This is a genomic window from Actinomyces sp. Marseille-QA0893 (assembly GCF_976954355.1).
In genome coordinates, this window is sequence record NZ_CDRJSY010000003.1 from 148483 (window position 1) to 173282 (window position 24800).

25 protein-coding genes are annotated in these 24800 nt (G+C 58.8%); 10 read left to right on the plus strand and 15 right to left on the minus strand.

Going from position 1 to position 24800, the window contains the following annotated elements; genetic code table 11:
• Window positions 1–102 precede the first annotated feature (102 nt).
• From ACWNMW_RS05070 to ACWNMW_RS05080, 3 genes are all read right to left on the minus strand, one after another.
• On the minus strand, window positions 103–984 hold the full coding sequence (locus tag ACWNMW_RS05070; RefSeq protein WP_314212653.1) for an ABC transporter substrate-binding protein: 882 nt from the start codon (window positions 982–984) through the stop codon (window positions 103–105).
• 227 nt (window positions 985–1211) lie between these two features.
• Entirely contained in the window at window positions 1212–1370 is a 159-nt protein-coding gene (locus ACWNMW_RS05075) for a YtxH domain-containing protein (RefSeq protein ID WP_299059900.1), read from the minus strand.
• A 130-nt stretch (window positions 1371–1500) separates the two neighbouring features.
• Entirely contained in the window at window positions 1501–2100 is a 600-nt protein-coding gene (locus ACWNMW_RS05080) for a TetR/AcrR family transcriptional regulator (protein WP_314212652.1), read from the minus strand.
• A gap of 95 nt (window positions 2101–2195) precedes the next feature.
• Between ACWNMW_RS05080 and ACWNMW_RS05085 the strand changes: the two genes are divergently transcribed.
• Window positions 2196–4475: an FAD-dependent oxidoreductase gene (locus ACWNMW_RS05085; protein ID WP_449490246.1), complete on the plus strand. Its 2280-nt coding sequence runs from the start codon at window positions 2196–2198 to the stop codon at window positions 4473–4475.
• Between the two features lie 13 nt (window positions 4476–4488).
• On the opposite strand, the gene ACWNMW_RS05090 is transcribed toward ACWNMW_RS05085, so the two are convergent.
• Genes ACWNMW_RS05090 through ACWNMW_RS05100 form a run of 3 tightly spaced genes read right to left on the minus strand, consistent with a single transcriptional unit; the run spans window position 4489 to window position 7818 of the window.
• Complete coding sequence (locus tag ACWNMW_RS05090; protein WP_449490247.1) at window positions 4489–4965, minus strand: cupin domain-containing protein; 477 nt, start codon at window positions 4963–4965, stop codon at window positions 4489–4491.
• Window positions 4962–6338 carry an amidohydrolase family protein gene (locus ACWNMW_RS05095; RefSeq protein ID WP_449490248.1) on the minus strand — a complete coding sequence of 459 codons (1377 nt, stop codon included), beginning with the start codon at window positions 6336–6338 and terminating at the stop codon, window positions 4962–4964. The genes ACWNMW_RS05090 and ACWNMW_RS05095 overlap by 4 nt, the downstream gene beginning before the upstream one ends.
• Before the next feature lie 4 nt (window positions 6339–6342).
• Window positions 6343–7818 carry an adenosylhomocysteinase gene (locus tag ACWNMW_RS05100; protein WP_449490249.1) on the minus strand — a complete coding sequence of 492 codons (1476 nt, stop codon included), beginning with the start codon at window positions 7816–7818 and terminating at the stop codon, window positions 6343–6345.
• Between the two features lie 128 nt (window positions 7819–7946).
• Between ACWNMW_RS05100 and ACWNMW_RS05105 the strand changes: the two genes are divergently transcribed.
• The 3 genes from ACWNMW_RS05105 to ACWNMW_RS05115 all read left to right on the plus strand — a co-directional run bounded on the left by ACWNMW_RS05105 (window position 7947) and on the right by ACWNMW_RS05115 (window position 9924).
• Window positions 7947–8330 carry a hypothetical protein gene (locus ACWNMW_RS05105; protein ID WP_034500907.1) on the plus strand — a complete coding sequence of 128 codons (384 nt, stop codon included), beginning with the start codon at window positions 7947–7949 and terminating at the stop codon, window positions 8328–8330.
• Window positions 8331–8350: 20 nt separating this feature from the next.
• A complete protein-coding gene (locus tag ACWNMW_RS05110; protein WP_449490250.1) occupies window positions 8351–9271 on the plus strand; it encodes an HAD hydrolase family protein in 921 nt (306 codons plus the stop codon).
• Window positions 9272–9339: 68 nt separating this feature from the next.
• Window positions 9340–9924: a hypothetical protein gene (locus ACWNMW_RS05115; protein ID WP_449490251.1), complete on the plus strand. Its 585-nt coding sequence runs from the start codon at window positions 9340–9342 to the stop codon at window positions 9922–9924.
• A 120-nt stretch (window positions 9925–10044) separates the two neighbouring features.
• Here the strand turns inward: ACWNMW_RS05115 and ACWNMW_RS05120 are convergent, their stop codons facing one another.
• The gene (locus ACWNMW_RS05120; protein ID WP_295893486.1) at window positions 10045–10635 is read right to left on the minus strand and encodes a hypothetical protein; all 591 of its coding nucleotides are present in this window, start codon (window positions 10633–10635) and stop codon (window positions 10045–10047) included.
• 153 nt (window positions 10636–10788) lie between these two features.
• Between ACWNMW_RS05120 and ACWNMW_RS05125 the strand changes: the two genes are divergently transcribed.
• Genes ACWNMW_RS05125 through ACWNMW_RS05135 form a run of 3 tightly spaced genes read left to right on the plus strand, consistent with a single transcriptional unit; the run spans window position 10789 to window position 12999 of the window.
• On the plus strand, window positions 10789–11310 hold the full coding sequence (locus tag ACWNMW_RS05125; protein ID WP_299059929.1) for a peptidylprolyl isomerase: 522 nt from the start codon (window positions 10789–10791) through the stop codon (window positions 11308–11310).
• A gap of 13 nt (window positions 11311–11323) precedes the next feature.
• Window positions 11324–12226 carry a rhomboid family intramembrane serine protease gene (locus ACWNMW_RS05130; RefSeq protein WP_449490252.1) on the plus strand — a complete coding sequence of 301 codons (903 nt, stop codon included), beginning with the start codon at window positions 11324–11326 and terminating at the stop codon, window positions 12224–12226.
• Between the two features lie 8 nt (window positions 12227–12234).
• On the plus strand, window positions 12235–12999 hold the full coding sequence (locus ACWNMW_RS05135) for a Rossmann-like domain-containing protein (protein WP_449490253.1): 765 nt from the start codon (window positions 12235–12237) through the stop codon (window positions 12997–12999).
• Between the two features lie 483 nt (window positions 13000–13482).
• Here ACWNMW_RS05135 and ACWNMW_RS05140 read toward each other — a convergent pair whose 3' ends face one another.
• Complete coding sequence (locus ACWNMW_RS05140) at window positions 13483–13911, minus strand: cell division protein CrgA (protein ID WP_295893479.1); 429 nt, start codon at window positions 13909–13911, stop codon at window positions 13483–13485.
• Between the two features lie 187 nt (window positions 13912–14098).
• Between ACWNMW_RS05140 and ACWNMW_RS05145 the strand changes: the two genes are divergently transcribed.
• The 3 genes from ACWNMW_RS05145 to ACWNMW_RS05155 are packed head-to-tail and all read left to right on the plus strand — an operon-like array spanning window position 14099 to window position 15732.
• A complete protein-coding gene (locus ACWNMW_RS05145; protein ID WP_081940744.1) occupies window positions 14099–14827 on the plus strand; it encodes a DUF881 domain-containing protein in 729 nt (242 codons plus the stop codon).
• The gene (locus tag ACWNMW_RS05150; RefSeq protein WP_072457162.1) at window positions 14820–15566 is read left to right on the plus strand and encodes a class E sortase; all 747 of its coding nucleotides are present in this window, start codon (window positions 14820–14822) and stop codon (window positions 15564–15566) included. Before ACWNMW_RS05145 ends, ACWNMW_RS05150 begins: the two co-directional genes overlap by 8 nt.
• Window positions 15567–15579: 13 nt before the next feature.
• Entirely contained in the window at window positions 15580–15732 is a 153-nt protein-coding gene (locus tag ACWNMW_RS05155; protein WP_034500888.1) for a hypothetical protein, read from the plus strand.
• A gap of 112 nt (window positions 15733–15844) precedes the next feature.
• Here ACWNMW_RS05155 and pknB read toward each other — a convergent pair whose 3' ends face one another.
• From pknB to ACWNMW_RS05190, 7 genes are read right to left on the minus strand one after another with little or no spacing between them, the layout of a single operon-like run.
• On the minus strand, window positions 15845–17851 hold the full coding sequence (pknB, locus tag ACWNMW_RS05160) for a Stk1 family PASTA domain-containing Ser/Thr kinase (protein WP_314212503.1): 2007 nt from the start codon (window positions 17849–17851) through the stop codon (window positions 15845–15847).
• Window positions 17824–19371 (minus strand): protein kinase domain-containing protein, encoded by a 1548-nt coding sequence (locus ACWNMW_RS05165; protein WP_449490254.1) that lies wholly within the window; start codon window positions 19369–19371, stop codon window positions 17824–17826. Before ACWNMW_RS05165 ends, pknB begins: the two co-directional genes overlap by 28 nt.
• Window positions 19368–20825, minus strand: a complete 1458-nt coding sequence (locus tag ACWNMW_RS05170; protein ID WP_449490255.1) for a peptidoglycan D,D-transpeptidase FtsI family protein — start codon at window positions 20823–20825, stop codon at window positions 19368–19370. The genes ACWNMW_RS05165 and ACWNMW_RS05170 overlap by 4 nt, the downstream gene beginning before the upstream one ends.
• A complete protein-coding gene (locus ACWNMW_RS05175; protein WP_449490256.1) occupies window positions 20822–22240 on the minus strand; it encodes an FtsW/RodA/SpoVE family cell cycle protein in 1419 nt (472 codons plus the stop codon). Before ACWNMW_RS05175 ends, ACWNMW_RS05170 begins: the two co-directional genes overlap by 4 nt.
• Entirely contained in the window at window positions 22240–23580 is a 1341-nt protein-coding gene (locus ACWNMW_RS05180) for a PP2C family protein-serine/threonine phosphatase (protein ID WP_449490257.1), read from the minus strand. The genes ACWNMW_RS05175 and ACWNMW_RS05180 overlap by 1 nt, the downstream gene beginning before the upstream one ends.
• Before the next feature lies 1 nt (window position 23581).
• Window positions 23582–24058, minus strand: coding sequence for an FHA domain-containing protein FhaB/FipA (locus tag ACWNMW_RS05185; RefSeq protein WP_034500874.1), 477 nt, complete (start codon window positions 24056–24058; stop codon window positions 23582–23584).
• The gene (locus tag ACWNMW_RS05190) at window positions 24055–24756 is read right to left on the minus strand and encodes an FhaA domain-containing protein (RefSeq protein ID WP_034500872.1); all 702 of its coding nucleotides are present in this window, start codon (window positions 24754–24756) and stop codon (window positions 24055–24057) included. The genes ACWNMW_RS05185 and ACWNMW_RS05190 overlap by 4 nt, the downstream gene beginning before the upstream one ends.
• Window positions 24757–24800 lie beyond the last annotated feature (44 nt).

The following is a 24800-nucleotide window of genomic DNA, read 5'->3' on the forward strand; positions in this document are numbered from 1 at the left end:
GCACGGGGTCCTCTAAATGGATAACGAGTGCGCGGGGCAATCAGCGGAAGGATAAATGAAAATTCTCCGGCTTGGGGAAGAGCCCAAGCCGGAGAAGAAGAATCACTGCTCGAAGATCGGAGCTGACGCGGCATCCGCCAGCCACTTCTTCTGGAGTTCGGCCAGAGTGCCGTTGTCACGCAGCTTGTCGACAGCCTTGGTGACTGCAGGGGTCAGCGCGCTTCCCTTGGGCAGCAGCAGACCGAAGCTATTGCCGTCCTCGTTTGCGGTGAACTGACCGACGACCGTGCCGTTGTCAACCTGAGTTGCGATCACGTTGAATGCGGTGGGCAGATCGACGACGATCGCATCAACCTGTCCGCCCTTGAGGGCCTGGACAACATCGGCGGAGCCGTTGAAGACCAGGGGATCAACGCTGGGCTTGAGCTTGTTCATCACGTAGTTCTGGGAAGTAGTACCGGCCTGGACGCCGAACTTGAGCTTCTTCAGATCGTTGATGCTCTTTGCTTCAGCAGCGGGAGTGCCCTTAACGGCAACAACCGCTTCAGAGGTCGTGTAGTAGGGGCTGGAGAAGTCCACAGCCTGCTTGCGCGCATCGGTGATGGAGAACTGCTGGATGTTGAAGTCCCAGTCCTTGGCGCCGGGTGCGATTGCCGAATCGAAGGTGGTGCGCTTCCACACGACCTGATCCTTGGAGAATCCGAGCTCGCTGGCGACGGCGTAGGCAACTGCGGCCTCGTAGCCTTCACCGGATTCGGGGTTGTCGTTGAGGACCCAGGGGCTGTAGGCCGGATCGCCGGTGGCGATGGTCAGCTTGCCCTTGGTGACGGTGGGAAGTGCTTCGCCGGTTGCGTTAGCGTCGGCGGTTGCGGAAGTGGTGCTGTTTGAAGTGGTCCCGCCCGCGCACGCGCTCAGGGCCATGATGGTGGTTGCTGCGATTGCGACGAGTGCGGACTTACGGAAACGGATCTTGGGACGAACCACGTGTGCTCCCTAAGGAAATATTGGGACAATTTTGTTGTGAGTGCTTGTCAACCCAAGGGTGAAGCACCCACGCTATAAGGCTAAATGCAATTGCGACCGGGTGGGAAGCGATATTGCAGATGGTGAGATTTGGTAAAAGTCACTGTGGGGTGGGGTTAGACTATATCTAATACCCGAGGGCAGACCCGATGAATGGATCTGCCCTCTGATTTATTCGACGCTAGTGGTCACTTGCCAAGCTTGTCTTTGATGTCCGAAACGACGTCCTCGGCCTTATCCTTCGCTGCCTCGACGGCGTCTTCGGCCTTGTCCTTGAGATCTTCGGCCTTGTCCTTTACGGCTTCCAGGCCCTCTTCGGCCTGCTTCTTGATGTTTTCCAGATCCACGGCGGGCTCCTTCAATAGTGTTGTTTCCAGTGATTACCGGAACGTTCTCTCAGCCTAGGGCACGGCGGTGTTCTTGTCGATAGATTCAATCTTTAAAGGAGACGCGGGTGACATATCACGCATATTCTCCTCACTCCCCAGGAACACCATCGATAAAGAAGGGGGAGTCGATGCACTCGTGTGCGAATTGGTGTGTTTCTTCTCCTTCGTTCCCCCCAAGTGCGGGCGGTCCGTCGAGAATGAGGATCGCGAGGCCGTGGATGTATGCCCAAAGCGTTGCTTCTGCGCGTGGATCCTCGCTCCCGTAGGCAATTTTTGCGAGGCCGTGGAGCTGGGAACGCGCTGCCTTGCTGGCCTGGACAAGCTCAGGGTGTGAGTTGGGATCGTACATGTCAGAGCGGAACATGATGCGAAAAACCCCTGGATTTTTAAGCGCGAAAGTCAGATATGCGTGTCCAGCTGCGCGTGTCGTCTCCTGCGGAGTTGCACCGGCGCTGGCACGAAGTGCCTCGCTGAGCGATTTTTCCAAGGCGAGGAATCCCTCTGTGATCAGTGCTGCAAGGATCCCTTCTCGGCTTTTGAAGTGGTGGTAGGGAGCCTGGTGTGTGCATCCGGCTCGCCTCGAGACCTCGCGCATGGATAGGGAAGCGGGTCCTCCTTCGTTGAGGAGTTCTCCGCTGATCGTGAGGATCGTTTCGCGTAGGCCGGGGGCTTCGCTTGAGCGTGTCATGGCATCAGTATAGGGGAAATAGACCGTCACTACTTGACAGTGTCTAGGGGCGCATGATTCTATTACTAGACACTGTCAAGTAGTAAGGGGTGTGTATGTACGACGCAATTGTGATCGGTTCAGGAATCGGTTCACTGACAACCGCAGGACTACTCGCAGGAGTAGCGAAAAAGCGGGTACTCGTCCTCGAAAAACACTCCACACCAGGGGGACTCACCCATGCATTTCGACGCCAAGGCGCAAGCTGGGACGTGGGATTGCACTACGTCGGCGACATGGCCCCCGGGACTCGGCCTCGTCAAATCATTGATTACCTCACGGGCGGGAAGCTTTCCTGGGTGCAGATGCCCGATAGCTACGATCGCTTTTGTCTCCCAAAGCTCGGGGTGAATCTTGATGTCCCCTCGGATGCTGGTGTCTATCGCCAGCGACTCGAAGCGCTCTTTCCGAAGGAGAAACGAGCACTGAAGCGCTATTTCAAGGATGTTGCGCAGGCATACTCCTGGATGACTCTCAACTATGTTCGCCAGGTTGTCCCACAGCAGGTTGCTCCTCTTGTCGCCTTGGCGCAGAAGATGCACACCTCCCTCGCATGTGAGACGACCGCGCACTACATGAAGCGCCGCTTTCATAATCCCGCGTTGAGAACACTCTTGACGACGCACTGGGGAGACTACGGAGTCGAACCCGAGCGCAGTGCTTTTGTCGCCCATGCAATGATCGTCGGCCACTACATGAATGGAGCGTGGTTTCCCCAGGGAGGAAGCGGGCAAATCTCGCGAATGGTCGAGGAAAAAATCCGCTCAAATGGGGGAGAAATCCGCGTCTCTCAAAGCGTCGAAGAAATTCTTGTTCAAAACGGTCGGGCGGTCGGAGTCCGCATCACAGACACCTCCGGTACACATCCAGTGACCTATGAAGAACGCGCACCGATCATCGTTTCAGGAGTCGGGGCTAGCGAAACGTATAACCGTCTACTTCCAACGCCGGGAAGCATTGGAAAACTCACGGAAGAGAGACGCAAAGCGATCGTGCGCATGGGACACGGAGGGACAGCCGTCATTGTCTACATCACCCTTGACCACTATCCCGAAGGGATCGACGGCTCCAACATCTGGATCAATGAGGGTGATGGCTCGCAGACTCCCGCGGAGTTAACCACTTCCCTGCTCAACGGCACCCCACAAACGGCATTCGTTTCCTTCCCGGGGCTCAAAGCAGGCGACCAGCACGCCACCGCAGAAATTGTCTCCTTCGTTGAAGCCGGTGCTTTTCGTACGTGGGAGGACACAATGAAAGGGGACCGAGGAAGTGACTACGACTTGCTCAAATCAACAATGGCGAGGGGACTGATCGCACTCGTTGACCGCACTCTCCCGGGCTTCGCGGATGCTGTTCGCTACGAAGAAGTAGCGACGCCTCTGAGTATTGAGCACTACACCTCTCATTCACAGGGGTGCTTCTACGGCCTTCCTCTAACCCCGCAACGACTTAATGCGGGGCTGACCACCCCAGAAACACCGATCCCAGGGCTCTTCCTAACAGGACAAGACGCGGGATTCCCCGGAATTGTCGGGGCCACAATGGCTGGGTGGACAAGCGCATGTCGAATCCTTGGGCCAAAGGGATATCTGCAGATCAATCAGAGCCTGAGCAGCGACCCCAAGAGTGCATGTGAAACCTCAGATCCAGAACCAACACAGGACCCATCCCACAGCGCGCCACGCCTCGCCGCTCAGGTCGTCCATGCGGACTGGCTAAGCCCCCACATCCGAGAAATTGTCCTGAAGCTCCCGCGTTCACTGCAGTGGCGCCCCGGCCAGTATGCCCTGATCCGAGTTGCTCCCTTTGAGTGGCGGCCATATTCCTTGGCAAGTGCATCTGGAGAAAGTGCCCGTTTCCTCATCGATGTGAGAACCAAGGGGAAGGGAGCAGCATTCGCGCGCGGCCTAGAGCCTGGAGACAAGGTTGAACTCCAACTCCCATTGGGTAATTTCGAAATTCACAGCGAAGATGCCGAAAACGACGAGGCTCCCACCCGCCGCAGGATCTTCATTGCAACGGGAAGCGGGATTGCGCCATTTTGTGCTGCTTTTGAGGAGGGGATCCGTGCTGACGAGCTGCTGATCTTTGGATGCGCAAACACGGATGAGGATCTGACGCTACGACTCGAAACCCCGATCCCTCCCATCATCCGCTGCATAACACGCGAATCAAGCACTACCGCATTTAAGGGCCGCGTCACGGACTACCTTCGCACGAGCGGCATCGATCAAAGCGCCGACTACTACGTGTGCGGCTCACCGACCATGGTCGCCGATGTGCGTCGCGTGATCCGAAGCGGAGGGGGACGCGTCTACTGTGAATCCTTTTAGACGCGCGAATCTCTTATTCGCCAGCCGAGGCTAATTTCCAGTCCTCGAAAGAGAATTCGGGCGAGACAACGCAAGTGGCCAGCGCCGCTTGGCCTCGAGCAAAAGTACGCTGCCACGAACCGGCGGGGACAAGGAATTGCACGGGGTTCGAAGGCTCAGAAGGGGAGAGTTCCTCTTCCTCAGCTGCCGGCGAGCCTAAGATCACGATCTGCGGCTCGGAACTGGGGGCCTCGCCATCTCCGCCGAGGTGAATCTCCAAGGCTCCCGGCCCCGACCAGATCCATAGCTCATCGGAGTGCACCAGGTGCCAAGCCGCTTCCTCGTCGCGATCCAATACAAAGAGGATTGCCGAGGCCGTGGCACGCTGTCCACGCGGGGTTTCCACATGCGTGGGTGCGGTCCAGGTGCGACGGAAGTGCCCGCCCTCGGGGTGAGGAGCAAGGTTAAGTTGGTTCACAAGTGTGGAAGCGAGTGGGCTGAGAGTAGTCATTGCACGTTTCCCTCAAAGAAGTCGCTGAAACGGGGATCAACCCAGCGCAGGCTTCCGTCAATAATCGTTGCAATCTGGCGAGAAGCACCGGTTTGGACGAGCTCTTCGATGGTGTCGACAATCGTCGTTACGGGTACATCGAAAAACACCATGTCTGCGACCGCGCCGGACTGAAGCTGCCCGACACGCTGCGGGCCAGTCGACAATCCCAGTGCGACAGCCCCGCCCAAAGTGGCGGTGTGGAGCAGACGGCGAGCCAAGTCGCCTTCCCCATAACCCTGAGCGCGAGCGATCTTATACAAGAGCGCAACGTCTTCCATGACGTCAAGGCTGGGAGAAGAAGACAGGGAGTCCGTCCCAACGGCCAGCAAATTACCCTCATTTAGGTAGGCGGCAACAGGAGGCGCATCCAAGCCAATCACACGATTTGAGCGCGGACACAAAGCAACAGCAGTATTGCGAGAACGCAGGCGACGCCGGTCATCTGCGGTCATGTACACGCCGTGGGCAACGTGGCAATCAGGACCCAAAACCCCCAGCTGATCAACGAATTGTGTCGCCGAGAAGCCCCCACCTAGGGAACGCATCTCTGTGAAGGAAGTTGAGGCCCCACTGCGCCACAAATCATCCAACTGCGCAGTGCGGCCTTCTTTCCACTCGGCCTCGGAATGGGACTCTCCCAAGTGGATATGCAGGCGGAGGTTGCGTCGGCGCGCAAGGTCGGGAAGATCCAAAAGCGGTTCCGCATCCAATGAATACGGGGCGTGCGGGGAAATACCGATCTGCGGGGGAGTGGGCATCGCATCCAGGGAAGCATTGACGCTTGCCGGACCGCGAGCTGCCCAATCCTCATTCGACCACCCCATGACTTCCCAGTAGGCGACACCGTGCAAGCCCAGGTCGTGGAGTGCACTCGCGGCCTCGGGATCGGTGACAACGTCGGCAGCGCTGGTTGTTCCGTAACGGATCGATAGGCGAGCACCCCGCGCGGCCTCGGCGCTCCAATCGAATTCGGTGTGGTCATAGACCGCGTCGAAAGCCTGCGCCCACGAGGGGAAACCCGTGTAGCGCCTCGCGCCGACCTGCGCCATTCCCGTGTACTGCAGGTGGGTATGCGCATTGACGAGGCCGGGCATGAGTACCCCGTCTACGTGGTGTTCGACGAAGGGACACCCCGCCTGTTCAAGGGCGTGGATCACCCAATCGCGAGATCCTACGTGTTCGATTCGCCCGCCGGAAACGGCAATAGCGCCGTCCAAGACGGATGGAGCGGTGATCGGAATGACGAGCCCGGCTGAGTAGACCTCGACGATGTCGGAATGTGGGTGGGGGCTTTGGATTTCTGTGTCATCTTGGGAAAGCGTCGAAGTCATGGAACTATTGTGCATTGCTTGTTCCACGAAGTGCATCAAGCGCAGCCCGAGATACCGCATTATCGGCTTGGATGGGAAGGTTATGGAGACCGGGGACAAGTTCGTCTTCGCGCGTCAGTAGCTCAGTGAGCGCCGCGACTTGGACTCCGAAACTCATATCCATGATCTCGATGGGGTTCCCCTCACCTGCTGTGTAGTTGATGCCTTCGCCCTTTTCCAGGAGACGCAGGGACTTGCCCGTGGGATCGGCCAGCCTTTGCACGTGTGGGTCACCGGCCTCGCTCAAAGTCCACCCCGCGGCCAGCGCCTGCTCGACCTCAACTTCACCGACCACGCCACCCGCGACGGTGACAATAGCGTTTTCGGGGAGAGCCTCAAGCGCGCCAAGGGGAATGGTCGAAGGCTCACCCGTCGCGGAAATCAACATACCCGCGCGAGCGGCAACCTCAGACAGCGGGGCGACAGTGAAACCATCCATGCGTGCTTGGAGGGCCCGAACCGGGTCAAGTTCTACGACGCTGACCTTTCCTCCCAGTGCTCGACCAAAGCGAGCACACCCCTTGCCGACGTCTCCATAACCAATCACTCCGATCGTCATTCCAGGGACTGGGGCCCCAATCCCTGCAGGATCGATGATGTCAAGAATCGTTGTCCAGCAGGATTGGCCAGTGCCGTAGGCGTTATCGAAGAGAGTCTTGGAACGTGCGTCATTGCTGGCAATCACGGGAACGCGCAGGGGGAAATGGCGCAGCGGACGCAATCCCGAGGTCGTTTCCTCGGCGGCGCCGCGCAAGGCGGAAAGTGCTGTAGGAGCGCGATTCGGATCGTGAGCCATGCGGATCAGATGCGAACCGTCATCCAGCAGATACTCGTTGTCTTCAGCGAGGAACTCGCGGGCCAGTACCTCCTCTTCTTCGGGGCTTGCTTGGGAGTTAGCGAATACCTTCAGTCCCGCACGGCGCAGTGCGTCGGCAACGTCATCGCGGGTCTCGCTTGCGTGCCCAAAGACGCTCACCTCAGCACCGGCCTCGGAAAGCATCAGGGCAAGCGCCGCAGTTTTTGGTTCCAAAACCAGGGCGAGGCCGATGCGGCGACCCGGGAGCAGGTGGGCAATGCGGCCCACCGCGGCCTCGGTGACGGGCATGAGCGAACGGGCCCACGCAATGCGCTCGGGATCTTCGGGGCCACGCAAAAGTGAGGTATCGGGAGCGTAAACTCCTTGGAAGCTGCCACCGGGAGCGAGGACGGTGATCGCACCCGGGCGCGGAAATGCCCCCTCATCTAGGTCGAAGATCACGTCGAGGCCGGTGGGAGTCGAGGGAGTGTCCTCGGCACAATCCGGGGTAATGACCTGGGCTCCGAAAGCCTCAAGGAGCGCGGTGAGCTCGCCGTCGGAGGTGATGAAACGTCGTCCGGCGATCAACATATTTGTTGCGCGGGCGTATGCCCGCAGAAGCACTTGCGCATGGGTCATATCCATCAACCTAGCAGATTGACTATTCCAGCTGATGGCGGGGCAAGGGGTGTCCCTGGCAGTTTTCTTTGAGATGGCAATGGGATAGTGTGAGCAGACATCGTTGGCGCTCAAAGGTCGAGAGGAGACGGTCGATGCAGAAAACGAAAGAAGCAGATCAACCCAAGACACATCCATCTTCGGGCAGCGTGATTTCAATGTCCGGCGTCATCTCTGCCGTATGCGCAGCGCTGATGCTCGTGATGTTTCTACTGGCCTTCTTCAGTGAAATTGTTGGCCGTGGGTGGGCCACCCTTCTCTTTGTGGAGGCATTTGCGGTCTATGAGCTTCCCTTGGGAGTCGTCGCGTTTTTCGTGGGGCTATATGCCCTGACCGCCTCGCGAGCGCACGGTAGACGCCTGTGGAGTTTGGGCGGATATGCCATCGCCGCGGTCATTCTTATTGTGCTCGTGAACCTGATGCTTGCGGGCGAGGAACTCTTTGATCGTCTCATGGACATCTACATCTTCTACCTGTGACTTCAGCGAGAGTAAAAACTATGGTCAGCTATCCCTCATCCTATGCCGGTGCCCAGATCCGTCTTGTCGCCGTCGACATGGATGGAACGCTCCTCGACGATGAGAAGAATTTTCCTCCCGGATTAGACGAGCTTCTTGATCACTTGGAGCAACGTGGAGTCGTCTTTGTTCCCGCTTCCGGCCGTCAAGTGTGGACCTTGATCGATATGTTCCCCGAGCGCCCCGGACTCACTTTTATTGGAGAAAACGGCGCGATCGTCATGCGCGACGGCCGCGAAATCTCTTCGGCCCCGCTTGACCTTGCGACGGTGCGTGAGAGCGTGCGCTTGGTCCGTCAATACGCATTGCCGAGGCCGGGCGCGACGGCCGCACACGAGGACGCCGGGGAGGGGGCACCTGAGGGGAGCCTACGAGAGAACTTCGATGGTGGCCTCGTCGTATGCGGGAAAAACTGCGCCTATGTGGAACGCACAGACGAAGGCTTCATGGCAGCCGTTGCGCCCTATTACACGCGCACACAATGCGTCGATGACCTGATGAAGGTGATCGACGATATCGAACAGGGGCGGATGGACGAGGCGATCATTAAGCTCGCCGTTTACAGTGCCGGTGATGTCACTCCGCTTGCGGATGCAACTTTGCGGCGCTTTGCGCTTAGCCACCAATTTGCGATCTCGGCTGCGAATTGGGCTGATCTCCAAGCTCGCGGCGTTGATAAGGGGCGCGCATTAGGTGAACTTCAGGACTATTTGGGCGTTACTCCGGGGCAGACAGTTGTTTTCGGCGATGCGGGAAATGATCTGTCGATGATCGCTCAGGCTGAGTTTTCTTTCGCGATGGCGAATGCCTCTGCTGACGTGCGTGCGGCGGCGCGCTTCCTTGCGCCTTCGAATAACGAGGCCGGGGTTGTGCAGGTGCTGCGGGCTCTTCTTGCTGAATAAAGCTTTGCGTAGGTGCCCGGCCTCCTATAGTCTCAATCCCCGGAATACTTATTCGCAAGGAGGACATTGTGAGCATGTCGGGCGGACCGGGCCAAGGAAGCAATCCCTATCAGGGTGGAGTCGCTGGAGGAGTCCCTGATCAGGGGCAGCCGCAAAGCACAGTGCCGGTCCAAGGAGCAGCAATGCCGCAAGCCGCTGGAGTGCCGCTGAATCCTCAGCTTGTTCAGCAGGGCGCCGCGCTCTATCAGGGCCCTGGGTACCAGGCAATGCCGCAGCCGGCTGGCCAATACGTGGGTGCACCTCTGGTCCAAGGTGAAGCCAAGCTGAAGCGTTCGCCGCTCATTCTTGGTTTTGTCGGCTGGGTGTTTGTCGCGTGCTCGTTCTTGTTGCCCTACCTCCTCATTCGAGACGCAATTAAGAGCGGACACCCCGAAGGCGCCGGCTGGGTGTGGATCCTCTTCTTGATAATGTGGATCGGTCTTGTTGCGCCGGTCAACATTTTCGGCGTGGTTTTGGCCATGCCGAGTGCTGCAGTCCCTGTGTCGGAGAAGCAACGCAAGCTCAACACGTGGGGAATCGCTTTGAATGTGAGTCCCTGGGTGCTTGGAATTCTTGGGTTTGTGGGAGCGTCGTTCTACGCGTTCGGCGTGTAGTGGAGCGTTATAGGATCGTGCGCCTTCGCTGACGAAGGGTTTGACGAAAAACTGATGGGGGGTCGCGACGCGGTGCGTCGCGACCCCCCAAAGCATGAAGCCTATTGGAGGCCTTCTGTCTTACTCGGCAGAAGCTTCCTGATCGGCGGAGTAGTCTTCAACTTCCAGGTCTGCCCAGTAGTCCTCGGCCCAGGGATCTTCGATCGGCTGGCTGCGCTTCCACAGGACGTAGCCTGCGCCAGCTGCTGCTGCGGCAACAGCGGTGAAGCACAGGGCGCGCAGAAGACGGCACTTCTTGCAGGACTTCTTGCGAGCCGGAGTCGTCAGGGCCTTTGCAGATGCCGAGCGTGCGGCGCGTGCGCGTGCGCCAAGATCGCCTTCGCTGGACAGTGCAGCAGCGGACTCGGTCACTGCACGGTTGAGGCGAGGCAGGTAGTCGTCGACGACATGACCGTGAATATCGGATAGGAAGGGCTGTGCGCGATCGGCAACGGCCTGTGCGCGATCAGTTGCGGATTCGACGAGGGGAGTGGCGCGCTCGATTGCGCTTGCCAGTGCAGCCTGTGCACGGGGAGCTGCCCAATCCAGTCCCTGTTCTGCCAGATCGGCGGCGCGCACGGCAATGCGGCCCGCGTGCACTGCTGCTGCGTCACGGAGCTGCAGGCTCTGAGCCTTGAGCTTTTCGGTGTCGATGTTCGGGGTCCTAGCCATGATGTCTCCGAATCTGTCTAAGAGAGTTGCGTTCGCTTTTGAACGTATGTGACTCCTCTATTGTGCACTCTTCCTCCTTCGCATGCAGCGTAATTGCGGGAATACTCGGCAAAATCCCGTGCCGATTTCACGTGAATCTGGAACGATGGAGACATGGAAGCAACAATTCATACCAATATGGGCGATATCCGACTCGAACTTTTCCCCGAGCAGGCGCCCAACACCGTCAAGAACTTCACCTCCCTTGCGAAGGGCGAGCGCGAATGGACCGATCCTTCGACCGGCCAGCAGACCTCCCGTCCGCTGTATGACGGCACGATCTTCCACCGCGTGATCGACGGCTTCATGATTCAGGGCGGTGACCCGCTGGGCACCGGCACAGGCGGCCCGGGATACCAGTTCAATGACGAAATCCACCCCGACCTGAACTTCGACAAGCCCTACCTGCTGGCCATGGCCAACGCGGGCAAGCGCATGGGCAAGGGCACCAACGGCTCCCAGTTCTTCATCACCGTCGCCCCGACCCCGTGGCTGCTGGGCAACCACACCATCTTCGGTGAAGTGATCGACGACGAATCCAAGCGCGTTGTTGACGCGATTGCCACGACCCGCACTGGTCGCGGTGACCGCCCGGTTGAAGATGTCGTGATCTCCTCGATCGATATCGTCGACTGACACTAAGGAAACTATGTCTCAGCCTCTCTATGGGCGGCGCTCGGATCCCTACGCCGCACCAGAATGCCCGCGCCACCCGGGTGTGCGCAGCGTCGACTATTGCAAACGCTGTAATCGACCGATGTGCGCCCAGTGTGTTGTCCCCACGGAAGTTCGTTCGATCTGTGTGGATTGCGCGGGCAGAGGCCGAGGCAACTTCTTTGGTCGTTCCCGAGCGGCTCGGCCTCGTCAGGTCGGGAATGTGCGGATCGGCGCTGAGACCCCGCTGATCACCTACGCGACCATTATTTTGTGTATCGGCCTGTGGCTCGGGGACTTTGTGAGCAACCACGTTGTCACGCGATACTTGGGCTTCACTCCCCTCTACGGGCTCATTCAGCCGTGGCGTATTTTGACGACCGCATATCTGCATCTCAATCTCACCCACCTGGCCTTCAACATGATCTCGCTCTACGCCGTTGGCCGAGCGCTGGAACCCCTCTTGGGGCGAGCCCGTTTCTTTGCCCTGTACCTGATCAGTGCCCTTGGCGGGTCAATCGGTGTCCTCGGATGGGCGCTCATTGATACCTCCACGGTGAATACGGTTACCGTAGGTGCTTCGGGGGCCATATTTGGCCTCTTCGGTGCGGTTTTCGTTCTTCAGCGTGCGGCGGGTATTGATGCGCGCGCAATCGCCGGGCTTCTTGCCGTCAACCTCCTCTACGGTTTCATCGTTTCGGGCATTTCCTGGCAGGCGCATATTGGCGGCCTCATCGCGGGAATGCTCTGCGCTTGGGCCTTGCTTCTTCTGGGCCGGCCACGCGCAGGAATGACCGCGAAAAAACAAGGAGTACGCACAGCTATTGGCGTTGCGGGAATGTTTGCCGCTGAGATCGTCATCCTTGTTGTCACCTACATGGTGCTCATCGGAATTTAGGACCCGCAATGCTAGATATGTGGAATCCGTGGGAGATCTACGACCGTTTGATCGAACAGATCGATCCTTCCGTGCGCGTGAGCGCGTGCGGGCGCGCAGGCAAGTGGGCCTTCGTTGAGAATTCCGAGGCCGGCGTCGGGATGGCTTTCCATATGCCCGTCGAGTCTGTGCCGCGTTCCCTTTCCGAAGACGTCACGGGGCTGAGTTTGCGCGAGGTTGCAGCTTTCGCGAAGAGTTGGAACTTTGCCGAGGCCGCGGTCGGCATGGCTGCGCTCAACTCGTGGTATGCCCTTCCATCCCGTGCTGAAGCTGCCGGATTTGAACCCTGCGAGGTCAATAACTGGCAGAACCTTTTTGATCCGTGGGCGAAGGAGACCGCAGGCAAGAGGGTTGCGGTCATCGGCCATTTTCCCTTCGCTCCAGCCGCCCTTCCCGCGGTCAGTGAATTGATCGTTCTCGAGCGCAATACTCTCCCCGGTGACTTGCCGGATTCAGCCGCCGAGTATGTTCTGCCGACGTGTGATTACGTGTTTATTACGGGTTCTGCTTTCGTCAACAAGACCATGCCGCGCCTTCTTGAACTTTCCCGAGGCGCGCGCACGATCATCGTTGGTCCCTCCTCTCCTGCGGCACCGATGCTTGCGGAATACGGCATGGATTCACTGACAACCTTCTCGGTAACTGATGTCGCTTCCTTCCAACCGGCACTGAGTGGCCACTTGCTTGGAGGCATGTACGAGGCTGGAAGACGCATCGAGTTTCACGCTCACTAGCAGCGCGGCATAGTCGCAGCGTCGATTTACTCGAAGGGAAAAGCCCATTTCAGGGCTATTTTCTTACCCCTTCCCCACGTTCCTGAATGATTACTGCATGCCTGGTGCGAACTAGCTGTTGTTTAGTTTTGAGGGTGTGGATAACGTGTGGATACTGCAGCGAATGGGCTTTGGAAGCTGAAAGTCAAGGGAAAAATCACATTTTTCGTGATCTTTGCAGTAGATTCTAGATTTTCGTTGATATTTCGCGGTTTTCTGGTTTCAATACACAATTCATCCAATCGAATTCATGCGTAAATCTGGGAATCGAAGCTGGGTAATTACACGCGTGAGATTTATCCCCAGCTGTGGATTCGCCTGTGGATAGAGTGTGGGCGGATGTGGATTTTTGCGCGAGTATGTGGATAGCGTGTGAAATGCATACAAAGCTGGGGGGTGTTCGCGTGCGAACACCCCCCAGCAGGAGCTTTTCTAGATCAGCACTTAGCGCCAGCGCATTGTCATCAAGAAGCCGATGAACGCGATGCCACCACCCACTGCGAGGTTCCATTGGCCCAGCTGCGGGATCGGGTAGGCGGCGCTCGAAATGTAGAAGACAACGATCCACAACAGGCCGACAATCATGAGCGTCGTGAACAACGGAGCCCACCACACGGGAGAGAGCGGAATACCATCGGTCCAGGCGTGAATCTCAGACTCGGACTCAGCGGCTGCACGCTTCGCAGCCTTCGCACGCTTGTCGCGCTTTGCCTTATCGCGCTTGCCAGCCTTGCCGCGCTTTTCACGCTTCGAGCGCTCATCCTTCTCGCTGGTTTCGCGCTTGCGATCCTCGCGCTTTGACTCTTCTGCCTGAGTCTCTTCGGACTGCGACTTCGTGTCCTTCTCGCTCTCGCTCTTCTTCGGCTCAGCCACGATTATCCTTTCTTGCGGCAGGTATTCGGGAGCTACTCCCGGGTAACGCCGCGACAGGCGGCCTCCCTCTAGCCTAGCTGGACTGGGCCAAACATCAAAAGCAACTGGGCGTATATACCCCAAACAGGGGATACTAGAACTACACTGCCCGGGTTCTATGAAAGCCTGCTCGCAACCAGGAGACGATGTGAAACTATTTGGACGACCGCTTAAACGTCCGCGGGGGCGCACCCTGCGTTCGGCGGCCTCGGTTCTCCTCGTCACCACGGCCTCGGGAATCCTCTTCGTCGCAAGCGCACACTCCAACTCGGAAACCCGCTCGCAAACCCACGTCGACCTCGCCGGCCTCGTCGGACACCGCCAAAACGAAGTGAAGGAACTCCAAGACTCCGTCGCCTCGCTGAAGGACCAGATTGCCGGCCATGTCCCCGCCACAAGCCAACAGGGTTCGGACACTGTCGATGAACTATCCAAGCACCCCGTTTCTGGCCCGGGCATCACCGTAACGCTCTCCGACGCCCCAACCGACACAGTTCCCGATAACGTCAACCCGAACGACCTCGTGATCCACCAGCAAGACATCGATGATGTCATGAACGCCATGTGGGAGGGCGGTGCCGAGGCAATGACAGTACAGGGAGTACGCATCGCGCCGCGGACCGTCGTTCGATGCATCGGAAACGTCATCCTTGTCGGCGGCACATCGTACTCGCCGCCCTACAAGATCTCGGCCATCGGAAATGTGAATCAGCTCCGAAATTCGGTCGAAACGAATCCTCGAGTCGTCAATTACCAGCGTTATGTGGCACGCTACGGATTGGGCTGGGATCTGAAAACTTCAGATAACCTCGAGTTTCCGGCGTCCGCCCAAGACCTATCCCTTCGATACGCACAGGTGGTGAAAGAGAATGGGTGAACACGTAGAAGAACCGGCAGCCCCCCGCCGATCGCGCGCCACCTTCCTCTCGGTCATCGGCGAGCTCCTCATTACGATTGCCGTCATTTTGGGGTTATTTGCCGTGTGGCAGTTGTACTGGACCAGCTACAAGGTAGAAGGTCCGCGCGCGCAGGCCGTTGCTGACTTCTCAAATCAGCACCCCTCAAAGCGCACACTCGGCGAGCGCCACACCGAGGACCCGCCGGAGTTTACCCAGACCCCCGCAATCGATGAACTCTACGGCGTCATTCACGTTCCCTCATGGAATTGGATGAAAATCCCCTTGGGCGAGGGCACAACCGGCACGATCATCGATCAGGGCTGGGCCGGTCACTACAAGGACACCGCGCAGCCCGGACAACTTGGAAACTTCTCTGTTGCCGCACACCGTCGCTCCTACGGTAACTCCTTCCGTTTCATCGATCTGCTCAAGCAAAACGACAAGGTCGTTGTCGAAACGAATGACCTCTACTTGGTCTACACCTACCAGTCCAACGAGATCGTTCCCGCCAGCGACGAAACAAATATCCGTGTCATCGCGCCAGTACCGGGTGACCTGACCTTCTCAAAGCAGCCGACTGAGCGTCTGATGACCATGACGACCTGCAACCCCGAATACGGAAATTCCGAACGATTCATCGTCCACCTCAAGCTTGAATCGTGGACCCCGAAGAACACGGGTGTCCCCGCCGAATTGCTTGACGAGCCCGTGGAGTAAGGAAGGAAAAAACATGTACGGATGGTTCTTCCGCCACCTTCCGGGACCCACGTGGTTCCGCGTCTTCTTGTGCCTGGTCATCGCTGCCTTCGCAGTCGCAGTGCTTTTCGCCTACGTCTTCCCGTGGGCAGAGCGCTTCTTTGGCTTGGGTGGCGCCTCGGTCTGATTGACGAGGCCGTGCTCGCTTTGAGTGGGTACCGCCGTTAACTTACTGAATATAGGTGTTGGGGGCTTGGCATTGCCAAGCCCCCAACACTATGTGAGTTTTACGTTCCGCCTCAGTGGCTTGACGCGCTGGGCGATGCCGAGCCGTTAGCCCCCTGCGAGACGTACAGGGTGATGGAACTACCCTGGCGCACCGAAGAACCCTCGCTGGGCGTCACGCCGGTGACAGTACCGGCAGCAGCATTACGATCGGGCATCTGAATGATGGTGACGCGCAAGCCAAGAGCCTCCAGCGACGAGGCCACGGTCGTGTAGTTCTGTCCCGTCAAGTTATCGGGGACGACGACGTTACCCGAAGCAATGTTGAGCGAGATCGTGTCACCGCGCTTCGCCTCGGAACCAACTGCGGGTGAAGTCGACACGACGCGGCCCTGCGAAGCCCCGGCCTCGTCAACGGTGTTGACGTTGCCAACGGACAGGCCGGCCTGAGTGAGGGCATTGCGCGCCTGATCCTGGCTCATACCCGTGACATCGGGGACCGTGACCTTCTGAGAACCGGAAGAAACATAACCGGTGATGGTCGATCCAGCGCGGACCTTCGAACCAGCAGAAGGACTGACGCGCGCAATCTTGCCGCTTTCGACGTTATCTGAAGCTTCCTTCTGATCAGACAGAGTCCACTTCAAACCAAGCGCCTCGACGGTCTGCTGGGCTTGAGCAGGACTCATGCCGACAAGATTATCGGGGAGCGTAATCGAAGCAGGACCGGAAGAAATCGTTGCAATCACGCGAGAACCGGGCTTAGCGGCCGTACCCGCAGCCGGATCCGTTGACACGACAGAACCCGCGGGGATCGTATCGGAGGCAACCTGTTCCTCGGCGACCGCCCACTCAAAGCCCTTGCTCTTGATGGTCTGCATTGCCTCGGCCTGAGACTGACCGACAACGTTGGGAACCTCGGACGTGGAATCCTCGCGAGAATGCGTGACCACGAGCCACGTAATGCCAATAAGGGCAACAAGGACAACAGCGATGATTCCAGCAATCAAACCTGCAGGACGCTTCTTCTTGGAATCTTCTTCTTCGTCCTCATCTGCGCGACGGACCGCGGTTGCCTGCGAACCCGCTCGTGCGATCCTGGTCTGCGTCGCATCCGAAGGTGAAGAAGGCGAAGGGAATGCCGGCGCAGCCGCAACTGCAGGAAGCGTCTGAGTTGCCGCGCTTTCCCACACAGCGGTCTCAGGAGCATTCACATGAGCGCCGTGAGCTGCTCGCAAGAGATCAGCCTTCATGGCCGCCGCGGAAGAATAACGATCGTCGGGATTCTTGGCCAGAGCCTTCATCACGACGCGATCCATGGCCTCGGGAACATCTCCCGCAATGGAGGAGGGGAGCGGCGGGATGGTCTGGACATGCTGGTAGGCCACGGCCACGGCAGAATCACCCGTGAAGGGAGGCTTTCCAGTGAGCAGCTCGAAAAGCAGTACGCCCGTGGAGTACAGATCCGAACGAGCATCAACCGGCTTACCCTGTGCCTGCTCGGGGGAGAGGTACTGAGCCGTGCCCACGACCGCATTGGTCTGCGTCATAGTCGCCTGTGAATCGGCAATCGCGCGAGCAATGCCGAAGTCCATGACCTTGACCTCGCCCTTGGAGGTCAGCATGACATTGCCGGGCTTGATGTCGCGGTGCACGAGGCCAGCCGAATGCGAGTACTCGAGCGCAGACAAGACGCCGGCAACAATGTCGACGACCTCAGCGATCGGGAAAGGACCAGCATCGTCGGAGAGGAGGTCCTTGAGCGGACGCCCATCGACGTACTCCATGACGATGTAGGGGATCGAGACCTTACGACCATCGGGGAGCAGCGTTGCCTCTTCACCCGTGTCGTAAACGGCAACGATATTGGGGTGGTTCAGTGAAGCAGCGGACTGCGCTTCGCGGCGGAAACGTGCCTGGAAGACGGAATCCATCGCCAAGTCGGTTCGCAGCATCTTGATTGCAACGATTCGCGACAGGCGCTTGTCGAACCCGAGGTGTACTTCGGCCATGCCTCCGCGCCCGATAAGCGAGCGCACCTCATAGCGTCCCCCTAGAACTCGAGGGGCGGAATCTGCCATGTCGTAACCTCCTGATTGGATGAGACCTCTGCACTTGTTCGGTGCAAGAGTGACCCGAATCTGTTGTGGATAGTAGCAACTGCAATTAAGAAAATGGTGAGAGAGATCAAGAAGATGACCAACCACTTCCCGATCTGGTCCTTACGCGTTGGCTCCGGTGCCACAACGGAACGATTGTAGCGAGTCTTCACCGGGGCGCTCGTGCGGATTGTCCCATTCTCTTCGGTGACTGCGTGCCAGCGGATGAGAGCGGGGTTGATCGTGACGCGGCTTGGCCGCGTTGCGCTTCTGCGGCGTCGGGGTTGATCTGCCGAGGCGGCCTCCGCCTTCGCGGGGGAAGGCCGGCGTTCGCGCGTGGGTGCAGCGGGCTTCGCTGCCTGCGCCTCGGGCGTCGTTGTTTCGGGCAGGCGAGGCGTGCGCGGGGTACTTCCCATTCGCGAGGCCAGCGGCTTGCGCGCAGCCAAGGAAGGCTTTGCTGCCTGCGCCTCAAGATCAACCGGCTCGAGGAGATCCGCCGGAAGCGAGCGCCGCTGAGTGTGCTGAACCGGGGCACCGGAACGAAGGGTCGGATTCACGCGAGTCTCCACGGCCGGAGCTCCGGGAGTGGGAGGAGCCCCGTGGTGGGGGGCCTCAACCGTTGGCGGGGGAAGCGGACGCGCTCGGAGGGAAACCCCCATCTCACTTCCAGCAGCAACCAACTCGCGGACCAATGCCGATCCCGATTCGGGGCGCCGTTGGGGATCCTTATCAAGAAGGTGATAGATGACTCGGGCCAAGGGTTCAGGAACCGAATCTGGAAGCGCAGGGACAGGCTCATTCACGTGGGCAAAAGCGATATCAACCTGTGACTTCCCGGTAAAGGGGCGCACCCCAGCTGCGGCCTCGTACGCAATCACACCCAGGGCGTAAAGGTCACCCAAAGATGTGGCCTTCTCACCCATCGCCTGTTCGGGGGGAAGGTACTGGGCGGTCCCCATGACCATACCGTCGGCGGTGAGATCAATCTGCGAGTCCGTGCGCGAGATCCCGAAATCGGTAAGCTTCACCATGCCATCGGGACGAATAAGAACGTTCGCGGGCTTAATGTCACGGTGAACGACTCCCGCTTGGGCCGCCGCACCAAGGGCCATGGCGATCTGCATGAGGATCGGCATGAGGTACTCGGGAGAGATTGATTGTCCGCCTCGCAGGTAGTCGGTCAGAGGGCGGCCCTCAACCAACTCCATGATGATCCAGCCACGGCCGTTTTCTTCGCCAGAATCAAGAACGTTCGCGATGTTCGGGTGCTCAACGCTCATCGCGTTTCGAGCCTCAATACGCAGGCGAGACAGGGAAAGTTCCTGCCCGGAAAGTTCGGGGCGCAAGACTTTCGCAGCAAGGGTCCGGCCTGTGACACGGTCACGTGCTTTCCACACCTCGCCCATGCCGCCCTGCGCGATCAGGGAGAGCAGAAGATACCTACCGCCAAGAACTCGTCCGGCAAGTTGGTTGGGGGCAGTCGAAGGCTTCGAATCGCTCACTTCAATCCCTCCTGGAGGAGCGCGCGTGCGATGGGACCCGCATCGCTTCCACCGTGGGGAACGGGCCTAGAATCATCGCCCTCAACCAAGACTGCGAAGGCGATCTTCGGGTTGTCAGCGGGCGCAAAACCAACGGCCCATGCGTTTGCGCGTCCCGAACCGTCACCCACTTCAGCCGTTCCAGTCTTTGCCGCCACAGAAATACCGGGAAGAGCCATTTCGGTGCCGGTTCCGTAGGGCTGGGAGACGACTCCCTGCATGAGCTCAGTCATCTGGGAAGCGATCTCGGGGCTGATCTTTTGACCGACGCGCACCGGAGAAGTTTCGGACTGAACCTGGAGGTCAGAGTCAACGATCTGCGAAATCATGTAGGGGCGCATCATGGTGCCCTTGTTGGCAATGGTCTGCGAGATCATAGCCATTTCCAGAGGCGTGACCTTCACGGAGTACTGGCCAATGGAGCTCATCGCCAGCTGCGCAGAATCCGTTGAATCCGGGAACTGCGAGGCGGTGACACTCAAGGGGATCTTCTGGCTTGTTCCGAATTCGAAGCGATTCGTCAGGTCGGCCAGATCTGTATGAGTGAGCTTCTCGCTGGCAAGAACGAAAGTCGTGTTACACGAGCGCGCGAAGGCCTCGGCAAGAGTGGGGTGGCCATTACCGCACTCCGTCGACTCAATATTCGACACCGAGGTCTGGGTTCCCGGCAGGACGGTTGAGACGGGAGAATCCATCTCGGTTTGCGGCGTGACAGCGCCCTTTTCAAGCAGGGCAATGGTGGTGAGGATCTTGAAGCTCGAACCGGGGGCGTAAAGATCGCCAGCAATCGCACGGTTATACAGAGGCTTGGAGGGGTTGTTAATCAGATCCGTGTAGGCCGTGTTGGCTTCCTGGGAATCAAAAACCGCTAGGGAATTCGGGTCGTAGGAGGGCGAAGAATACATGGCCAAAACGGCACCGGTCTTGGCATCGAGAGCAACGACGGCTCCCTTACGATTCCCCAGCTTTTCCGCGGCGATCTGCTGCATTTGCGGGTTGAGCGTCAAAACAACGCCGCCGCCTTGACGGTTCTGGCCCGTGAAGAGATTGCGGAAACGCTGAGCGAGAAGAGCCTGAGACTGGCCGTCCAAGATGTCCTCGGCCGCAGCTTCCATCCCGGTGGACTGAGAGAATGCCGCCGAGAAATACCCGGTCGTGTGCGCGTAGAGCGGACCCTGGGAATAGGAGCGCTGGTAGCGCGAGGATCCTTCAACCTTTTCGGAGGAAGCAATCGCAGTACCATCAACGATGATCGGGCCGCGGTCGGTTTCAGCCGCGTGCAAAATCGTGCGTTGGTTGCGGCCATCGGCGTTCAGCGAGGGGGCTTGAATGACCTGATTATTGGTCACCATCAGGCCAAGGGCCGCAAACATCATGAGGACGATCACGAACAGACGACGAATCTGGGTATTCATGCGCGGCCTCCCATGTGCTCGGGGGCCTGACGGCGCTTAGGTTCAACCTCGGGGAGGCTGCCAGACGTCCATGCGGAAGGCGCAGAAGGACGGCGCGCAGCATCCGAAACTCGGATGAGGAGTGCAACAGCCAGCCAAGAAGACACCATCGACGAACCGCCGGCGGCCAAGAAAGGCGCGGTCAATCCGGTCAGAGGAATCAGTCGGGTGATTCCGCCCAAAACAACGAAAATCTGGATGGCGAAGGAGAAACTCAGGCCCGTGGCTAGGAGCTTTCCGAAACCGTCGCGGACGCCGATTGCTGCGCGCAGGCCTCGTTCAATGAGGACCAAGTACAGGACAAGGATCGCTGCAAGACCAGTGATTCCGAGCTCCTCAGCGAAGGAAGACAAAATGAAGTCCGAGTTCGCCAAGGGGACGAGCTGCGGGTAACCGCGGCCCCAACCGGTTCCCATGAGTCCGCCCGAGGCCTGGCCGAAGAGACCCTGAACCAGCTGGTAGGAGCCTCCCGCCTCGGCGTTGTAGACATCGGGCTCGAGGGCATTGAGCCACACATCGAAGCGCGCGCGCACGTGGCTAAAGGTTTTGATCGCAATGAAAATTGCGGGGACGAACATGGTGAAACCGATGACCAGCCACGAGACTCGATTCGTTGCGACATAGAGGGTTGCGACGAAAAGCCCGAAGAAGAGAAGCGAGGTTCCCAAGTCGCGCTGGAGGACAAGAATTGCCACGCCGACAAGCCACACGACCAAGATCGGGCCCAGGTCGCGAGCACGTGGAAGGCGCAATCCCAATACCTTCGGCCCGCCGATGGTCAAATTATCGCGGTTAGTAACCAGGTAGCCTGCGAAGAAAATCGCCAGAGTGATCTTCACCAGCTCGCCTGGCTGCATAGACAGCGGGCCAAGGCTAATCCACACTCGCGCTCCGTAGGTTTCCTTGCCGAGGCCGGGAATCATAGGAAGCAGAAGCAAAACAACAGAAACCAGGCCAAAAGTGTAGGTGTAACGGCGAAGAACACGGTGATCACGCACGAGCACCAAGACCACCGCGGCAAGGACAATGGCGATTCCAACGAACATCAACTGTCGGACACCGACGGTATCCATGCCTAGGGCATCGAGAGATAAGTCGATTCGGTAGATCATCGCCAAACCCATGCCGGTCAGGGCAACCGCAATCGGCAAGATCACGGGGTCTGCGTAGGGGGCAAGGAAATGGACACCGACCTCAGCAACAATTGCTAGAGCCACCAAGATCCCGATGTGGAGGCCTAAGTTCGCCGGGACTTCCCCCGTGCGGTTGAGCGTGGTCAGGACGTAGCCGCCGATTCCAACCGCCAGCGCAATCAGCATGAGGAAGAGCTCGAGGACGCGCCGGGGGCGGACAGGATTAATGGAAACGGTTGCCACTAGTTGCCCCCCTCCTGTGTTGCTTCAGGGGTCGGGGTGGGCTGACTCTGGTTTTGTTGGTCGCTGTTTTGCTCGGATTGCTGCGCCTGCTGAGCTTCGCGTGCCTGCTGAAGGGCTCGCTCGCGGGCGTTCGAGCGCAAGATCGCAACATAGGCGTCGACTTCACCGCGCGAAGAACGCGTGACAGGTTCTTGAAGACGCTGCTGATCGACCGCTGCGAGCTGGTCGAGCTTGACGTCGGTGATTTCAACGGCGTGGGAGAGGTTCCATGATCCGACGGACTGTGGGATCCCTTGGAAAATGACGACGGAGCCGTCTTTACCCATGACGTAGTACTGGGATTGGCTCCACTGCCAGCCCAACCAACCGGCAATGACAACGCCAATTGCGAGCATCAAGCTGATGACGGGCAGGAGCCATGCGAAACGTGAGCGCCGAGGAGCGTCGGCTTCTGCCTCGGCCTCGTCGTCGACGGGAAGTTCTTTGGTCGGGGAAGCCAAAGCCGCAGCGCGAGCGGCTGCCCCGCCACCCCCGCGAGTGGGCGCTAAGCGATCCTTCGCAGCAGCGCCGACAATCTGCGGTGCGCTGGGAGGGATGGTGCCCGCGGGAACGATATCGGCGACCACGCAGGTGACGTTATCTGGACCACCCGCAAGCAAAGCCAGCCGGATCAGCTCTTCGGCGCACTCTCCGGGATCGCGGACATCGGTGAGAATCTCGGCGATCGTATCGGAGGAGACGACTCCGGAAAGGCCATCAGAGCACAGCAACCAGCGGTCTCCCACGACTGCTTCGCGCATGGTCTCATCGGGAGTAACGTCTGCTTGAGAATCCCCAAGGATTCGCATGACGACATTGCGCTGCGGGTGGTGTTCGGCCTCTTCAGGGGTGATCTGGCCGCTGTCCACCAGGTACTGAACGAAAGAATGATCGGTGGTGACCTGGGTGAGAGTGTCGCCGCGCAAGAGGTAGGCGCGTGAGTCACCGATGTGGACCATGGCGAGCTTGTTTCCCGAACGCATAAGCGCGATACAGGTTGTCCCCAGCCCTGCGAGCTCGGGGTCTTGTTCGGAGCGCTCGGAAAGTTCCTCGTGCGCGTCCATGAGGGCATCGCGAAGAGAGGGGAGGAGAGTCTCAGCGGGGTGGGAGTCGGTGTCTAGGGGAACCAAGTGAGCGATAGCAACCGAGGAAGCGATATCGCCGCCTGCGGGGCCGCCCATTCCGTCGGCCAAGACCAGAAGATTTGCGCCCGCATAGCCGGAATCTTGGTTATTTTGGCGCACCAAGCCGACGTCGCTGCGAGCGGCGTAGTGAAATTCGACGGGCTTGGTTGGGGCCATGTTACTTCACCAATTCGAGGGTCGTTTGGCCGATTCGGACGATATCTCCCACGTTTAATTCCCGAGGCGACGTCAGTCTTTCGTCGTCCACGAAAGTTCCGTTTCGGGAACCGAGGTCTTCGATCCACCAACGTCCGTCAGCGGGGGTCAGGCGCGCGTGTTGGGAAGATGCGTATTCGTCTTCCAAAACCAGTGTTGATGAGGGCGAACGTCCAATGACGATCTGTGTGCTTCCGAGGGGAATGATCGTGCCCACAAGCGGGCCTCCGGTCAGGAGAAGATTTCGCGGTTCGGAAGTATGTGTTGAACGCCTAGATTCGCGGCGCTTACGATCCGCATCCTTGCGTCCTTTTCCGCGCGGGGTCACGACCGTGCCGAAGATATCGCGGCGCAGAGTTGAGACCGCTCCCAAAACGAGGAGCCACAAGAGGACAAGGTAGCCCAAGCGGAAAAGGGTGAAGGTGAGATCTGAAGTCACTGGGCATCCTCACTTTGCGGGTGCGTCCAGAACAGGATTCGGGTGCGTCCGATGGTGATCTGGTTTCCGTCCAAAAGGGTCGCTGCATCAATGCGGTGGCCCTCAACGAAAGTACCATTTGTTGAACCCAAATCGGTAGCAATCACGCCGGTCGGAGTGATACGAAGTTCCAGGTGACGGCGCGAAACTCCCGAGTCTGCAACGGTGATGTCGGCCTCGGCTCCGCGGCCAATGACAGTGACAGGTTCGGTGAGGAGCCACTTCTGGCCGTCGATGTCGAGGATGGGGTGCTCGGGGGAGGGTGACGAGGCCGTGGCCGGGGCGGCAGCGCCTCGTTCGTTGCGTGCTTCCACTTGGAGCTGACCGGTGAATTCTTCCGAGTCGCGCGTGAAATCAATGGAGATTGGGCCGAGAAGGGCGTATCCCTGGGAGGCTGCGTGATCGGTTACCTGTTGGGCGAATTCGCCGGCGAGGATGTCGAGGTCACCCAATGCATCCATATCAGAGGGGGCCATGCGAATGAGGAAGTGGTTGGGGGCAATTGCGCGGTCGGTGGAGAGCTCTTGGACGTGGTCTTCCATGGAGCGCTTGAGCGCCGAGGTGATGTCAACTGCCTTGATTCCCGAACGGAAAACACGCGAGAAGGCGCCGTTTACACCGCGCTCCACGGCGCTTTCAAAACGGTCGAAAATACTCATGCAGCCTGTTCCTTGTTCGGTATCTAACCCTTGCGCGTAGGCCC